Origin of the sequence: Vibrio sp. YT-16 (genome assembly GCF_033337405.1) — a bacterium.
Taxonomy (GTDB): domain Bacteria; phylum Pseudomonadota; class Gammaproteobacteria; order Enterobacterales; family Vibrionaceae; genus Vibrio; species Vibrio alginolyticus.
On sequence record NZ_JAWOQQ010000002.1, the window covers coordinates 305,662 to 321,874 of the forward strand.

At 41.6% G+C, this 16,213-nt stretch carries 15 protein-coding genes and 1 pseudogene; 14 read left to right on the plus strand and 2 right to left on the minus strand.

The features are described 5' to 3' along the window. Nucleotides 1–110: 110 nt before the first annotated feature. The 11 genes and pseudogenes from R7F07_RS04665 (at nt 111) to R7F07_RS04715 (ending at nt 10,875) form a co-directional block, all read left to right on the plus strand. Nucleotides 111–710: a hypothetical protein gene (locus R7F07_RS04665; RefSeq protein WP_054574680.1), complete on the plus strand. Its 600-nt coding sequence runs from the start codon at nt 111–113 to the stop codon at nt 708–710. A 9-nt stretch (nt 711–719) separates the two neighbouring features. Continuing rightward, on the plus strand, nt 720–2,213 hold the full coding sequence (locus tag R7F07_RS04670; RefSeq protein WP_171343149.1) for a type VI secretion system-associated FHA domain protein: 1,494 nt from the start codon (nt 720–722) through the stop codon (nt 2,211–2,213). Then, nucleotides 2,206–2,706: a type VI secretion system lipoprotein TssJ gene (gene tssJ / locus R7F07_RS04675; RefSeq protein ID WP_005386118.1), complete on the plus strand. Its 501-nt coding sequence runs from the start codon at nt 2,206–2,208 to the stop codon at nt 2,704–2,706. Before R7F07_RS04670 ends, tssJ begins: the two co-directional genes overlap by 8 nt. 11 nt (nt 2,707–2,717) lie before the next feature. Next, complete coding sequence (gene tssK, locus R7F07_RS04680; RefSeq protein WP_154204268.1) at nt 2,718–4,043, plus strand: type VI secretion system baseplate subunit TssK; 1,326 nt, start codon at nt 2,718–2,720, stop codon at nt 4,041–4,043. Then, the gene (icmH, locus tag R7F07_RS04685; protein ID WP_005373354.1) at nt 4,040–4,831 is read left to right on the plus strand and encodes a type IVB secretion system protein IcmH/DotU; all 792 of its coding nucleotides are present in this window, start codon (nt 4,040–4,042) and stop codon (nt 4,829–4,831) included. The genes tssK and icmH overlap by 4 nt, the downstream gene beginning before the upstream one ends. 147 nt (nt 4,832–4,978) lie before the next feature. Beyond that, nucleotides 4,979–5,426, plus strand: a pseudogene (locus R7F07_RS25605) (DUF4150 domain-containing protein); the annotation flags it as partial. Nucleotides 5,427–6,448: 1,022 nt separating this feature from the next. Next, nucleotides 6,449–8,698 carry a glycoside hydrolase family 19 protein gene (locus R7F07_RS04695; protein WP_250154950.1) on the plus strand — a complete coding sequence of 750 codons (2,250 nt, stop codon included), beginning with the start codon at nt 6,449–6,451 and terminating at the stop codon, nt 8,696–8,698. Further along, a complete protein-coding gene (locus R7F07_RS04700) occupies nt 8,685–9,062 on the plus strand; it encodes a hypothetical protein (RefSeq protein ID WP_047101286.1) in 378 nt (125 codons plus the stop codon). The genes R7F07_RS04695 and R7F07_RS04700 overlap by 14 nt, the downstream gene beginning before the upstream one ends. A 151-nt stretch (nt 9,063–9,213) precedes the next feature. Beyond that, nucleotides 9,214–9,612: a hypothetical protein gene (locus R7F07_RS04705; protein ID WP_047101288.1), complete on the plus strand. Its 399-nt coding sequence runs from the start codon at nt 9,214–9,216 to the stop codon at nt 9,610–9,612. Between the two features lie 320 nt (nt 9,613–9,932). After that, nucleotides 9,933–10,262 (plus strand): hypothetical protein, encoded by a 330-nt coding sequence (locus R7F07_RS04710; RefSeq protein ID WP_047101515.1) that lies wholly within the window; start codon nt 9,933–9,935, stop codon nt 10,260–10,262. A gap of 202 nt (nt 10,263–10,464) precedes the next feature. Further along, a complete protein-coding gene (locus R7F07_RS04715; RefSeq protein ID WP_033906420.1) occupies nt 10,465–10,875 on the plus strand; it encodes a hypothetical protein in 411 nt (136 codons plus the stop codon). A 114-nt stretch (nt 10,876–10,989) separates the two neighbouring features. Here R7F07_RS04715 and R7F07_RS04720 read toward each other — a convergent pair whose 3' ends face one another. Next, nucleotides 10,990–12,126: a multidrug effflux MFS transporter gene (locus R7F07_RS04720; RefSeq protein WP_047101290.1), complete on the minus strand. Its 1,137-nt coding sequence runs from the start codon at nt 12,124–12,126 to the stop codon at nt 10,990–10,992. 99 nt (nt 12,127–12,225) lie between these two features. Between R7F07_RS04720 and R7F07_RS04725 the strand changes: the two genes are divergently transcribed. Then, complete coding sequence (locus R7F07_RS04725; protein WP_047101292.1) at nt 12,226–12,999, plus strand: AraC family transcriptional regulator; 774 nt, start codon at nt 12,226–12,228, stop codon at nt 12,997–12,999. A gap of 90 nt (nt 13,000–13,089) precedes the next feature. On the opposite strand, the gene R7F07_RS04730 is transcribed toward R7F07_RS04725, so the two are convergent. Then, a complete protein-coding gene (locus R7F07_RS04730; RefSeq protein WP_047101294.1) occupies nt 13,090–13,998 on the minus strand; it encodes a LysR family transcriptional regulator in 909 nt (302 codons plus the stop codon). Between the two features lie 135 nt (nt 13,999–14,133). Here R7F07_RS04730 and R7F07_RS04735 point away from each other — a divergent pair, with 135 nt between their 5' ends. Together R7F07_RS04735 and R7F07_RS04740 are read left to right on the plus strand one after the other, a co-directional pair. After that, the gene (locus tag R7F07_RS04735; protein WP_005373333.1) at nt 14,134–14,853 is read left to right on the plus strand and encodes an SDR family oxidoreductase; all 720 of its coding nucleotides are present in this window, start codon (nt 14,134–14,136) and stop codon (nt 14,851–14,853) included. Between the two features lie 393 nt (nt 14,854–15,246). Next, nucleotides 15,247–16,182, plus strand: coding sequence for a universal stress protein (locus R7F07_RS04740; RefSeq protein ID WP_005373330.1), 936 nt, complete (start codon nt 15,247–15,249; stop codon nt 16,180–16,182). Nucleotides 16,183–16,213 lie beyond the last annotated feature (31 nt).

Consider the following 16,213-nt stretch of genomic DNA (forward strand, 5'->3'; position numbering starts at 1 on the left):
ATAGTTGAAATGTATTAAATTATAGGTGTTTTTTTAGGCTTATTGAAAAAGAGAATATAATTGATATCTTTCGCCTCTAAGTAGAATATCGGTTTTCCTAGAGGGACGAAATGCTAAAACCAAGTCAAATTGGGCTGATTTCAGCCATGTGTCTATTTTCTTCTGTTGCAATGGCAAAAGGGGAGCGATATGGACTCTCTACCAGTATGTTGACTATCGATAGCATTAAATACGATGAAGGTAAAAGTGGTGAGCAGGATACGCTTAGGTTCGGCTTGGTTCATACTCGTCCTATTGATGAAAACAATAACCGTTGGCGTTGGTGGTTAGGGCTAAACTATCTAGCAGAAGATATTGAAGCGCCAGCAAACGGCTTATATCAAGAAGCGACGAACTATGAACTTCGTGTTGTTCCTCAATATGCGTTGACTTCTTGGAGTGTTTTCACGCCATACGTTGGTGCGGGCTTGTCTGTCGGTTACTCGCAATATTCTAATCGCTGGCAAGTAGACCAAGAGGGCTATCGTTATGAGAGTGTTGAAGACATCGACCAGTTTGAGTTAGGTGCGGTTATGACCCTTGGTACTGCTATAAAGTTAGGCAGTAATCCTGACGCCCATATACAAATTATCCCGCAGGCCTCTTATATCCTTCCGGTTGTAAATGATGGAATTGGTGGGCTTGAACTATCAGTTTCTTTGCTCTTTTGAGGTTCGTAAATGTACTCAAATCAGCTAGTTTTATTTATCTCAAAGTGTCCAGAGGAATACACCGGTGCAAAGCATATTGAAATGCCTGAAAGTGGTGGTTCGATAGGTCGTTCCCCAAGCTGTAGCGTGTCTTTAGCCGATCACAACCGCTTTATATCGGGCACTCATTGTTTGCTCAGCGTGTATGGAGATACCTACTATATAAGTGACGTATCAACTAACGGCACAATGGTAAATGGGAATAAAATACTAAAAAATCAACCCGTTGCGATAGTTGATGGCGACATCATTTCTTTAGGGCAATATGAGATTGGTGTTTCTCTTGAGCACGTTACCTCAACACTAGACATCGCCGCTGATATTGCTCCTGAGCGAGTATCTAGCGATCCTCTGGTTAGTCTAGGAGATGCGGTTGTCGAAGAGGAAGAAAAAGTCGGTGCCTTAGAAGATTTGTTTATGGAGACTAAACAGGATGACATTGATTGTCATGATCCTGTTGCTCACCTTAACTTTTCGATGCAGCGAGATGACGATTACTTAATTCGTGATAATGAGCGTACAGAATCTGAACAACCTAGAACCGTGGAAAGCACGCGTCAGGTGGTCGATGACAGTTTCAGTATATATTCCGAATTTGATCAACCAAGCCTAATCCCTGAAGACTGGATGGCTGCGGAAACCAAGAGTAACGCATCAGTCAATGACGCATTAGCGCCAGAAAGCGGTAAGCCACATAGAGCCGATATTGCCTCAGCTGAGGTGATGCAACCTGGCACAGTAGCCCCAGATAGCGCGATTCAAAGACAACATCGTACGCCTAATGTAACTGAGATGGTCGTAGAGCAGGCTAATACAGGGTCAAAATGGGAAGAGATGACCCAATCTTTTACGCCTTCTCCTAACACTAATCAGCAACTTCAAATACCTACGGCACAGCATGCGATAAACACCACGACGAAAGCACAAGTCGATACTGATGCGGCCGTTTGCTCTCAAGATATAGCGCAAGCGTTTTTTGATGGTTTGGGTATTCGAAATCCAGAGTTGATGACAAACGAGGCGCAGTTATTCAAGCAAATGGGCACTTGCTTGCGTTTATGTATTGATAACCTACAGAAAGAGTTGCACGAAGTGGAATCGTTAAAGGATGAGCAGAGTGCGAGTGAGGCTAACTCGAACATCGCAGAGCTAATGCTCACTTTGAATAGTCAGCAATTACTGGCTCCAAATGAACTGGTTGAACAAATGCTCGATGAGCTGAACGATCACCAAGTTATGTTTAACAAAGCACTGAATGAGCTCGTTTTAGAACAGTCTGAAACGAACGATCCCGTAGCATTTGCTAACAGGGTCGCTAGCCAGTCTTTGTTCTCAACTAAGTCAAAGCTGTGGGCCGAATACCTAGATTTCTACACTAATAATCGTCGCCTGCTTAATGAAACATCCTTAAAAGGGCTGATTAAGAAAAACTATAACAAAGTGATTAAGGGAAACCATGCGTAGTATCGCCGTATTACTCGGATTTGCCATGTTGTCCGGTTGTTCCATGTGGGATCAATTTAAAGAGTCCACGGGTATCACACCAGAAACTTCGTCGATTGAATTGGTTATTGAGGCATCACCTGTACTCAATGTGAGAAATGGGGGCCAGTCATCTCCAGTTATTCTCCGTCTTCACGAATTAAGTTCGCCAGTATTGTTCCGAAGCTTAGATTTCTTTGCCTTGTTTGAGAGCGATAAAGCGTCGTTGGGTGATGAGTACATCAAACGTTACGAATATCAAATACAGCCAGGTGGAAAAGTTCATGAAATGCTAACGCTAGACCCTGACACTCGTGCCGTCGGTTTTTCAGTGGCTTTTCGTGATATTGATGGTTCGTCATGGCGAAAAGTGGAAGTTATTGAAGAGAAGAGCGAGTACTACATCAAGCTCAAGTTAGAGGGCAGTGAGTTAATTTCTGATAACACTCGCGGCATTGAACAGGTTTACTTTTAAGGGATAGAAACATGTCTTTATACAATCCAGTTGTTTGGCAAGATGGAATGTTCATGAAGCCGCAGCATTTTCAACAACTCGATCGTTCACAAAGTAAACTTTCGAGCATGCTGAGCGCCAATGCGTCGCCTTTGCATTGGGGAATTAAACGTTTAGAAATCAACTCTCAGTTACTAGCACTGGGTAAAATCGGTATTACTCGTGCTGAAGGTATTTTACAAGACCGGACACCATTTGAGCTTCCGTTGCTTGCCGAGCTGCCTGAAGTGAAAGATGTAGATCCTTCGATTGCCGATAAAGTCGTTTATTTGTGCTGTCCGTTACCATCGGAACGTTCTGAGTTGTTTGGTACCAAAAAAGACGGTGCGCGCTATACGATGGAATCTCAAGAAGCGGTTGACGCTTGTTATGATTCGGAAGACATGGCAAATATCGTCGTCGGTAAGCTTAACTTTTGCTTAATGTACGATCATGAAGATAAGAGTGCTTACACGTCTATTCCGATCTTAAAGATCTCAGAAGTGAAGCCTGATGGCAGCGTGATCTTAGATGATAGTTTCATTCCTACCTGTATCGATATTCATGCGTCGACAGTACTGAGTAAATTTGCGACCGAGTTTGCTTCTATGTTGAAGCATCGCGCGGAATCGATAGTTCAGCGATTAGGGGTGGTGGATCAACAAGGCGTATCATCGGTTTCTGACTTTATGCTATTGCAAGCGCTCAACCGATACGAACCCTTGTTTTGGCATTTCGCAAGCACAGAAGCTGTGCATCCTGAGTCTTTGTATCGAATTCTTCTTCAGGCAGAAGGTGAGCTTTCGACGCTGTGTTCAACGACACGCCGACCTATTGAGTTTACTAAGTACAATCATGGTGATCTTACTAGCTGTCTTTCTCGCGTCCTAGACAGTGCGAAAATGACATTGAGCGTGATGTCTGAGCAAAGAGCAATTCCACTGACCTTAAAAGATCAGAACTATGGCATCAGAACGGCAGCAATCCCTGACAATAAGATCATTGATACGACAACCTTTATCCTCGCAGTTAAAGCCGACGTGACCTTGGATGTTCTGCATACCCAGTTTGTCAGCCAAACGAAGATCGGTTCTATCGATAACATACGTGACTTGATTAACCTTCAACTGCCTGGGATTGAGATCAAACCAATGCCAGTTGTGCCACGCGCGCTGCCGTATCATGCTGGCTACACCTATTTCGAGCTCGATAAAACGGGCGAAGAGTGGATGGCGTTGAAGAACACTGCTGCGATTGCGATTCACGTTGCGGGCGATTTCGCTAACTTATCATTGCAACTTTGGGCCGTTCGTCTATGAGTTACGCAGAAACCGACGTCACCGTAGTCTTATTCCAACCAGAGCCTGGCAAACCAATGGAGGTAATGCCAGCACCTGACTTGTCGAGAAACATCGCAGTACAAGATCTATCTATCGACAACATGGGTATTAACCCGCTAGTGGACCAGTTCTCATGGTTGATCGCCAGTCTGTCTTGTATGTCTTCGATCCCTTGGCTTGATGACCCGATGCCATTTCGTGAACAAGTGGCACGTGAGATTCGAAAAGGTGAACGAAAACTTAATGAAATGGAGCTCGATCGTGCTTCGGTTCTTGTTATTCGTTACTGCTTGTGTGCGGCGATTGATGAATCTGTTTGTCGACAAGAGTGGGGGGCAAATAGTCACTGGAGCCAGAACAGCTTACTGTCTGAATTCCACAACGAGACATCTGGTGGTGACAAGTTTTTCGTTATTCTCGACCGCTTAAAAGCCGACCCTCGCAAATACCGTCACGTTATAGAGTTTCTCTATTTATTGCTTCAACTTGGTTTCCAAGGCAAGTACGGCCGTGAAGAGCGTGGCAACGAAAAGCTAGCGGAAATTGGCAGCACCATTTATCGATTAGTGCGAGATGACCGCCTAGCAGAACAAGAAAAAGTTTCTTTAATCAACCTTAAAGCTAAATATCTAAAGAAGCCGTTAAAAAGGGTAATTTCACCCAAGCTGATCTTAAGTCTTAGTGCGATGACGTTTGCGCTTATGTATGCGGCAACCTACATCGTCATAGACTTAAAATTTCAGCAACTGCTTGAAATGTATAGATAACCAGAGATCTAAAATGAGATCTTCTGCCAGTTTTAGGGTTTATTGTGAATATCACTGGTCTTTTAGTGAAATTCACTAGTTATTTAGAGAGATTGCAGTTTGCGATCTCTTTTATCATTCAATCAATAAAATTCAAATGGATTGGTTATGGGCGTAACAGTTGGTGCGAATGGACTTTCGATAGTTCATAAAGGCTCAGGTGGTGAAGCGAATGCAACGCTCCCAGATGTTTGTTTAACTAAGGTCGGCAAGCCAGTCGTCCCTATCCCTTATGGCAACAATGCTAAATCAGCAGACCTTGCTGGTGGGACTACGACAGTCTCTATGGATGGCGGTAACAGTGTCGCTATCAAGGGCAGTACGTTCTCAAAAAGTACCGGCGATGCGGGCGGTGACAGAAAAGGCGTTTCCTCAGGCACGATAGAAGCCGAAGCAAAATTCATTTCAGCCTCACCAACAGTCAAGTTTGAAGGCAAGGGCGTATGTCGCCTGTCCGATCAAATGACCATGAACAAAGCTAACACTATGTGTTTGGGTGGCGCACAAAACCCATCGGTTTCTGTGACTGAAGAGCAGGAAGGGACGTATACGCTGGATATAGAATGCAAATATCCAAATGGGCTCCCTTACTCTAATGCAAAATTTTCTTTAGTCGAACCTTCAGGTGCTGTCATTGTGAGTGGAGTGCTGGACTCTAGCGGAAAAGCATCTGTTAATGGTCTCGCTCTAAAAGAATGCAGGTTAGTGCTCAGCGAAACTCAAGACTCTTACACCCCGAACCAATCTTTAGCTGAAAATATTGTGACGGAAACTTACCCTGATCCGAATGATTTTTGTACGTTTGTCGCAGGTCGCCGCTCACCATTTTGGGAAGATCGTGTTGGGGTTGCTAATGACTGGGGGATATTGATGTCCCCATCCTTCAGTGATGATGACTTTAAAGACATTGTGTTAGAGCAAAGCCGTATATCGTCTCCTTATGCGATTAGTCAAAATCACTCTAAAGACTTTTCTGATGCTTATGTTTCGGCACTTTATCACATCCAAACTGATACTACTGCGCTAGAGAAATATGAACCTTTAGTTGAACTGCTCTTGGAGCAAGTGCACGAAAATGGCGATATATTGAGAGTCTTATATCAAGCTGATGTGTTTGAGCCTCCCTATGAATTATTAGCGAAGCTTCGCTTTTTAGGGACTGGGAATACTGTGAAGTATTTGCAGTTTGTTTTATGGACGTTGATAAACAATCAAATCTGTTCATACATCGATGAGCTAAACACTGAAATCATCGGTCGTTTAGATTTCATACAAAGCCAAGCTTCTGCAAGATCGTTGAGTTCTGTTGAAGAGGGTATAAACGGTTATAAAAAAGCACTTAACCACTTCAAACAAGCACTTCCTGACGTCATTAGCCAAATTTTCGAAACCAAAAATGACACCCTAATTTCTATATCGGCAATGGCCCTTGGGAGTACCGTTAACATAGCGAGCCAATCTAGCTTTGCTACTAATTTAGGTAGGGTTAATGCGGTGGTGTACACGAAGTCAAACAACTTGAACCGCCCATCATTTGTCACTTTTGACGATAACTTTTCTGACTAGGACATTTAAATCATGGATGCAGTTTTTCCGATAGCACAACGAGAAGGTGACGCTTATTACACGCTCAGTGATTTTACGAAATTGTTTGATCAAGCTAAGAGCGGTCGTTATTTAATAGGACAAGGGTACGGTTGGCATAGTGGCATTCACTTAACATCAAAAATGTTACCGTGGGGGAAAGGGCTCAGACCTATTCAAGCGATGCTTGATGGAAAAATAGTGGCATTTCGCATAAATCCTGATTACCTAACATCAACGTACCAAGAGCAAGAGTTTAAGTATAGTAATAACTTTGTGCTTATCGAGCATGAGGCTGTAAACCCCGAAGATAGTGAAGATGTATTTAAGTTCTATACACTTTATATGCACCTTGCGCCACCTTCAGATATTGGCGCCAATTCATCTATAACCACGCGTTACCGTTTACAAGAAGCGAGAAATGTACGCACTTTCAAACATAGTGATGTGCCTACTAATTCTGGTGAAAAAAAACAGTCGATGTCTAAAGGAACATTACTTGAATACCTGTATGCAGAAGAGAAGGAGACCCATCCATACCAGATCGACAAAAATACCTACAAAATGATAAAGTGCCGTGTGGTAGAGAATGGTAAATCGGCAAGTGGTAGCGAAAAAGCACTGTTAAACAAGATTGTTTGGTTTGCTTCGGGTCTCAATAGTGACTTTGACATTTTAGAAGATTCCTCTGCTGTCCTATCAGAACCAGTTTCAGAACCTAAATGGATGTCGGACAAGGCGGCAATGATTAGGGACGGTAGTGTGGTTTCTTTACTCCCACTCCTATTTAGAGAGGGGATAAAGGTTTCAGCTGGGGAAGATATCGGTTACATGGGACTGCATGAGTACAGTAACGATGCAATTGGAACTAAGAAAGAAGATAATCGTGTGCATATCGAGATGTTCTCTTTTGAGGAGCCGCCCGAATTTTTCAAAAAACAGATTTCTCCCAAAAATGCGGAAGAAAATCCACTTGTTGTTCTCGATGGGGCCGATAGTAGCGGTGCCGTTGATATGAGTAATTCGTTTATTCAGCAATTACTTGAATCTGTGACAGAAGATCAAGTAACGGACTTCTCCTCGTTCACTGCTCGCGATGCCAAAGTATACTTAGACGGTAAGCGTAAACACTTTGAGCGATTTATTGTGAAACATCCTACAGATTGGCATACAGAGTCGTCACAAAGTCTTTATGAATCAATCCATCAGACCGCAAAGGAAGCTCTAGATATTAAGTGCTCCGCTGGTTTTGTAACTATAGAGGACTACCGTAACTCCCCATGGCGCGATCAAGTGATGGATAGCTTTGATCTTTTCTCGCAATTCGAACTGGAAAGAGCAGATAAGTTCTCATGGATGCAAGATTTACAAGGTGATTTGCAACTAAGCGATGATAAGAGCCTTTGGCATTATTGGCCGTTCATGTTCAAGAGTGAAAAATCCGGATGTGGTTGTATCTTAACCAAAGATAAGCTAAAAAACATAGCTATCTATGCTTCAATGACAAACATAGACAATCATTTTCAAAGCCTTATCGAAACGATGTCAAAATTTGAGATAAACACGTGTTTGAGAGTGGCTCATTTTCTAGCGCAAGTTATCCATGAATCCGGTAGTTTAAGGTATACAGAAGAGGGAGGAGTCTCAGATACATCATATGGAGGCTTTAAAGGAAGAGGCCTTATCCAAATTACGTTCGAAAGCAATTATAAAAAATATAGCAAGTTTGAGGGGGTTGACTTTTACTCAACACTTCAAAATAAAAAAAAGCTAGCGTCACCACCCTATGCTGCTTTATCAGCAGGTTGGTATTGGTCAAAATTAGCATCGTTAAACTCACATGCAGACTTGAATGATTTCTTATATATTACATATTTAGTAAATGGAGGGTATAACGGTTTTGATGATAGGTTACGTTGGTTCAATAAAGGCTTGGACATTCTTTATAATAATTGCCCGAGTAAAAGGCACGTTGTCAACGAGTACGTGTTTTCACAGAGTCAAGTATACCATGTTACAAAGGCTTGTTTCGGGTGGGGCCTTTGGCATGATCCTAGCTTAAAGAAAAAAGGTTGTGTTAAAAACAAGCAATTTGCATTAGAAGGTTACAAGAGATTTATAGATTTATGCGGTGGGAAGCTAAACGGAAGTAGAAAATGGTACGGTTTTAAAAAGTCAAACATTGTCTCATTTGTGTTGGGAAGAATAAAAGAGCTTGAGAGAGTAGGTAATGAAAATTATTAAAAATAGTATTTTTTGTCTTTTTTTAATTATATTTAGCAACTCATGCTTTGCTTTTGATTTGGATGGAAAGTATGTTCTAGATTCTTCGTACGATTGTAGCATTGAAATTGTAATAGATAGAGAACATTTTTATTCTAGGGTCAATAAAAGTGAAATGAGAGGAAAGTTGGGGATTGTTAATGAGGATAACGAGTTATATTTAACTTTTCACGGCCTCGTTGGTAGTTTTCCAGAAAGTGATGTTAAAGCAGAATACAAAGATTCTATGATATTTATTCAAAATTATGGTAATTCAATTAATGATTTTACTGTGTTTGAAGATTGTAGTAGTAAATATCTAATTCTTGAAAAGGATTTTAAATAGAGAGATTTTTAAAATATAAGTATATATTTAGAGTCAAAGCGTAAGCTGTAAATCAGAAATGGGAAGAAATGTACGATAACCTTATGGACTTTAGGGATCTATATCCAACACGTAGAGAAAAAGAAGCGTTATTACTTAAGGAAATTATTGAATGATTTATAGTAGACTATTAATTATTTTAGCTGTTATTTGGTCAGGTTTGACTAGTGCAGCTTCAATGACGGATATTTATGAACTGTTAGACTTTACATCATTCCCTAACTCACTGAACCCCAAGAGCATCGAAGAACGACATTTTTCTGATTTTCAAGGTGAATTCAAACTTGCAGTACCAAAAATAACAAAAGATGAGATTGTCATAGATGATGACCATTGGTATTACAAGATTGAGTTAATGGAAGTCAAAGGTGATAATGTGTACCTTTGCTTTCATGATAAATCTAAGGTCGGCTCTTATGACTCCGTGCAACCTATTGTTGTTAGAAGATATGGGAATGATTTCGTTGCTCTAGCATTGGATTCAACTTCTTCAAATCAAGAGTGTAAGTAATTATTCCTAATTTGACTAAGTATCTAATGTAGAAGAAATAAAGTGGCTGTTTCTTTAATAAATAATTTTATCCATTGGTCATGGGTAGATATATTCGGGTAAGGGACGGCCATTACTAATGAACGTGGATTGATTTGAAGTCAATTTGATTAATCTGTCATATGTTTCTTAACTTTACAAAGACGATATCCTTACTATTTTTTGCTTATCTTCCATTTTTAGTAAGTGCTACGTGTAAGCACAGTTCAGTTGTATTCACTTGTCATTTAGAAAATACAGGTGGTAGTTTGAAAGCTTGCTTTAATCAAGCCGAGAATTCGATGTACTTTGTTGTTGACGAAAATGGGTTGAAAACAGTTTATGCTCCACGACAAGGGAAGAGTTTAGATAACTATAAATGGATAGATATTTCTCTTGAAGAACCTGAATTCATTCCTTTGAAATTTGAAGTAAATGAAAACAAGAATGCGTACTTTTCATTGACAAGAGGTGGTGGACGGTTGAGTGTCGTTGCTAACTCCGTTGACATAATTGAAGATGAAAATGCTGTTGAGTACTACTGTGAATTGGGAACTGAAACAACTCTGGCTCCTAGCGTTAGATTAAAAATAAAACACGTAAAGCCCAATGAGTTTGAAGCTTGGGATTAAATAGCAATAGATTCCAGTGAGAGCCTAAATAAAATTCATTGTAATAAAGAGTTAGCTTTTCTAGAAAATTTACTCGAGACGTTTGGATAAGAAATGTTCAGATAAAAAGCGCCAAAAGGCGCTTTTTCTTTTATTAAAAATAAAGTATGGTTTCCGCTTTTTAAAATGATAAGTGTTGAATAATTATACAGTGGTTAGGTAAATGAATAAAATAACTAAACTCGCTTTGGCTTTGTCCGTATTGACATCTATTGTTGGGTGTCAACTGGTGTCAAATACGCCGATGCAATCGACAGCAACGAAGGAAATAATTGAAAAAGCAAAGGCAGAGTTTGATGGACAACGTTTTTATAAGTTGAATGAATATGATGAAGAAATCAACGTTTCAGATGACGGGGTCATTACCTTCAAGTCTTACTTACCACGCAGCGGCGGCTATGAATGGGTACCAATTGTTATACGCGATACTAGTTTTCGTGTTTCTTGCGATTATTTCAGTGAATATGTTGAAGCTGGAATGGTTGTTCAGGTTCAGTTTGTAGGTAAACGCGGGCGCATTGAAAACTACGACAAGCAACGTTGTGAAGAGTTTGGCGAGCCAACATGGCAATAAGATCTATGGATAATTAAAGCGCCGACAGGCGCTTTTTATTTACGTTTTAGTTAACCGTTAGAAAAGATGTAGACCAATCTTCGGAAGATTAGGCAAGCAATGCGTAGTATCTGGTCACAAGTTGGTATGAACTTGCCTTTTAGAAAACGCTAATAAAATCGCTAAACAGCTACATGCTAATAGAACGACACCTAAGTTTTGTGCTGTTCCAGCCATCGCTAATCCCGTCCCGATCATGATGTAGTACATGAGCCCAAATAAAGCGCCTGCGCTACCTACCTGTTGTTTATAATCAACGAGTGCGTCACTGAGTATATTGGGTATCGCAATCCCATAAGACATGACGACTAACACCATTGGAGCAACAAACCAGATTGATTGGCTCAGAATCAACACACCGACTGATCCCAAACTAAGCAATACTGCTGAGAGCCAAAGTAGTTGGCTTTTTCGAACATTTTTAGACACTAGGGATTTGTTTAAACAACTCCCAAGCAGAGTGCCTAACCCCAGTACCATGCCACTGTATCCAAATTGTTCGGAGTTATACCCAAGTACCGAGAAAGTAAATGCGCCAAGCTGGTAATAAGAAAATAGAGCAATGTTATACAAAGCAACCAGTAATCCTGAGCGCCAAATTCGCGCGTCTCTTACCATTTTCCAGCTAAGTTGATGCAACCGTACTGGTGTCTGTTCCTTCTGTGTTTCAGGAAGCTTAACAACGTTGTAAGCGAGCAATACTAACGCGATTAAAAACAAGGCAAAAAACACATAACGGTATCCACCAAGCGCTGTAAGCTGCCCGCCTAATAGCATGCCAACTACCGGGCTGATTGATATACCCATCCCCATTAAGCTAAAGACTTTACTCAGTTCTTGACCGTCAAACGCGTCACGAAGCATGGTCTGTGTGACAACGGATCCTACCGCGATACCAAATGCGCTTAGGGCTCGCGCGGTCATGACAACAGCAAAGCTTTCGGTTTGAGTTGCGAGTAAAGATGCGCAACCATAGATAAAGAGCCCAATAAGCATGGTGGGCCTTCTTCCCAGTTTATCTGCGAGAACTCCCCAAACTACAACGCCAATGGCAAAAGCTAGGAAGTAAATCGACAATGTTTGGGCTGCTTGTGCGTGGTTTACATCAAATGATAGAGCGATTGAGCTCAGCGCTGGGCTATAGATGGTTTCTACAATTTGCGGAAACATCAACATGACCAGCATGAGCCATAAAGAGAGCTTAGTATTCATATTGTTACCCATCGTTAATGAAGTTGGCGGGCAGTATAAATGAGGCTATGATTGATCTAATAACAACATAAAAACCAAATACATCAACATTCGGACAAAATGGCGCTTATTAACGAAAAAACACAATTTGATGCAGACAAAATTTCTAATTGTGTAGTGGGAATTGCTGCGGATATTGGAAAGCACGACTCAGGTATGCATATGCACAAGAAAGGGCAGTTATTGTACGCACCTCAAGGTTGTATGAGTTTTGCTCTGGAAGACTCGATTTGTATTTTGCCACCGACAAAGGCGGTTTGGATCCCACCTAATACGCCGCATCGCGCACTAATGACGAATGTGGTGGCGTACCGATCTTTGTATTTTGATTGTGAGGAGTTTGCCTGTCCGAGTAAGATCACGATGATAGAAGTGAATAATTTACTCCAAGCTCTTATTGATAAAATGTCATTTTGGGAGTGGGATAAGCCTAGCAGCGAGATGGTAAATACGACGGCGCTTTTTTGGGAGGAGTTTTATGCTGCGAAACGTTATTCGTTTCAGTTGCCTTTGCCATCGCATCGGCGCTTAACAACGTTTCGTCGAGAGTTGGTTGAACCTTCATTTCTAGCTCCTTCGCTTACTACTCTTGCAAGCAAAGTTGGGGCAAGCACCAAGACGGTAACACGATTATTTAAGTCGGAAACGGGAATGAGTTATCAAGATTGGCGGCAACAGTGGAGGCTTTTAAAAGCAGTTGAATTGTTATCAACGGGCATGCCAGTCAGCGCAGCTGCCGATTGGCTGGAGTTTTCGTCAGACAGTGCTTTTATTGCATTTTTCAAAAAGCAAACTGGACAAACACCTCTGACGTTTATGAAAACCAAACCTTAAGCGTCAAAATGCTCACACTCTTTCTAGAACAAACCCCAGGTTCACAGGCTCAGCCTATAAAGCATACATAGACAGGTACCAACGTGCAGGTTACTTGTCTTTACTCTGCAGTTTGCGAAAGTATTGCGTAGTAAAATCAACAAAGGCTCGGATGCGTTTTGGTTGATGTCGGTCGTGATGATAAAGGAGTGAAAATTCCACACTCGGAATGCTCCAATTGGTAAACACTTCTTTTAGCTTGCCTGTCTGGAGTTCTTGTTGGCAATAAAGTGCTGGCACACGGATGATGCCATTTCCCGCCAAGGCTGCTTTTATCATTACTCTGCCACTCTTACATCGTAACTGTCCACGTATCTGGTGTTCCGTTGACTGCTTTGTATTTGTGTTCTCAAATGCCCACCGTGTCACACTACCTGTCAAACAAATGTGTTTTTCTAAGTCCTTTGGATGCGAAGGATAGCCATATGTTTCTAAATAGTTTGGGCTTGCGTATGTCCCCATTTCCACATCGATCAGTTTGCGAGCGATAAAGTTGGAGTCGTCTAACTTTCCCATTCGAAAAGCGATATCGAATTCATCCGCGATTAAATCGACACGATGGCTGCTAAAATCTAAGTTAATGCTCACTTGTGGGTGTTGGATTAGAAACTGAGCAACGATATCTGCGACAACGTCTTCTCCTAAATAGCCCCCCACACAGTTGATACGAATGTCACCTCTTAAGTCTTCTACATCATCAACCACTGCCATAACAGCTTGATCAATATTGTGAAGGGCAGTTTCACACTGTTTATACAGAACCTTGCCTGCTTCGGTGAGGTTCAGTGTTCGAGTGGTCCTTTGTAGCAAAGTGACACCAATCTGTTGCTCCAGATTTGTTATTTGACGTGAAACGTGTGAGCGAGAAACGCCAAGTTGCTCTGCTGCTTTCGTGAAGTTTCCTAGTTGAGCGATTAGGACGAAAGAGCGAATATCCGCAAGGTTGATGTGTGTTTGCATGATGACTTCTTCATAATTCAAAAAAGTATTGTTGCAGTATAACAACAGTGTTTCAACTAGGTCGGTATATATCAACAAAAAAAGTTTTCTTAAACTTACCGCCACTGATGTAAACCGTTCGATTAAGGATTCAAAATGAAAAAGTTAATTGTTATTACAGGCGCCAGTTCAGGCATTGGTGAAGCGATTGCACGTCACTTCAGTGAACAGGGCCATGCTCTTCTTTTGTTAGCAAGACGTGTAGAACGTTTGGAAGCATTAAACTTACCAAATACGCTTTGTGAAAAGGTAGATGTGACCGACAAAGCTTCTTTCGAGGCTGCAATTGAGAAAGCTGAAGCGTTGTATGGTCCGGTAGATGCACTTGTAAATAACGCAGGCGTTATGCTTCTAGGTCAGATAGATACTCAGGAAGCATCGGAGTGGAAGCGCATGTTTGATGTGAACGTAATTGGCTTACTCAATGGCATGCAGTCCGTCCTAGCACCGATGAAAGCACGTAACAGTGGTACGATCATTAACATCAGCTCTATCGCGGGCAAGAAAACATTCCCTGATCATGCTGCTTATTGCGGTACCAAATTTGCGGTTCATGCTATTTCTGAAAACGTACGTGAAGAAGTTGCGTCATCGAATGTTCGCGTTACGACGATTGCACCTGGTGCAGTGGAAACGGAATTACTTTCACATACAACGTCTCAAGATATTAAAGATGGCTATGACGCTTGGAAGGTGGATATGGGCGGCGTGTTGGCAGCAGACGACATTGCACGAGCAGTGCTGTTTGCTTATCAGCAACCGCAAGGTGTATGTGTTCGTGAAATTGCTTTGGCACCGACAAAACAACAACCTTAACATTGAGTTACGGCGATTTTAGGTCACTAAAGCCGTAAAACGTTGCATATCGATTCGTGATTGAGATGGCATCTTTAAACTAAGTTGCGTGAAAATTTAGGCCATCTATTTAAATCCGGACAATAAGTGTGTTATTGCTTATACCCAAGTTACTTAAGGTGAGAAAAAACTTTGAGTAATTTGGGTTTTTATTTGGTCTTAACTTTAGGTAGCGGAATTTATTTAGGTCGAAGGCGATAGTTGTGAAGAAAGGAGAGTGTGACGTAAAACAAAATGAAGCAATATCCGTCTCTTAATGAGAATTGATTTCATCAACGTCACAAGCCGTTACAATTATCCGTTAGGTATTATACTTTGTGGGTGGTTAATATTTAACCAAACAAGGAGGTGTGTATGAAACGATTCGCAAACATACTTTTTGCAACACAAGGATTGCCAGGCCATAGTGACGCCCTCGAACAAGCGATGAGGATTGCATCTAGCAACAAAGTGCCTGTCTCAGGGCTAATAGCGTGTCCTGATTTCCCAACAGACATGATCCAGTATCAGCAAAGTTATGAGCAATCGCTGCAAGACTCCCTCAAACAAAGTATTCACGAATATAGACAGAAGCTGGGACTCTCTGAAGAGGATCTCGCATTTCCTCTTACTGTGAAAAGCAGTGAAAAGCCCGCTGTCTGTATTATTCAAGAAGCATTAGCTGATAACAAAGATCTCATCATCAAAGAAGCTGAACCGCTCGGTGAAGGTGCTGAGGGTTTCAAAGCTATTGATATGACTCTGTTACGAAAATGCCCTTGTCCGCTTTGGTTGCACCGACCAATTGATAAGCCAAGAGATAAGCGCCGTGTTGCTGTGGCTATCGACCCATTAACGGCAAGCGATGAACAGCACTCATTAGCCGTGCGTTTACTCGAATTATCGCGTTCGATTGCCGACACCTGCGATAGTCGTTTACACGTGATTTCTTGCTGGGAGTATTACTTAGAAAACTACCTAAATGGTAACGCTTGGATTCAAGTCGATGATGCTGAGTTGAAACATGAACTCGACAAAGCAAAAGCCGATCATAAACAAGCTCTGCAACAGCTGTTGGAGGAGTCTGGGATTACAGGTGAAATTGTGATTCACCACCTGCATGGAAAACCCGACGAAAAGATTCCAGATTACGTAGAGAGTATTGAGGTAGACGTGCTGGTAATGGGAACCTTAGCGAGAACTGGTATATCTGGCTATGTCATTGGTAATACGGCTGAAAATATTTTGCAATCGATTAACTGTAGTTTGGTCGCTCTTAAGCCCGATGGCTTTGTCTCACCGATTCAGTAATTGGGGTGTAACAAAGTTGGGTTTAAGTTAT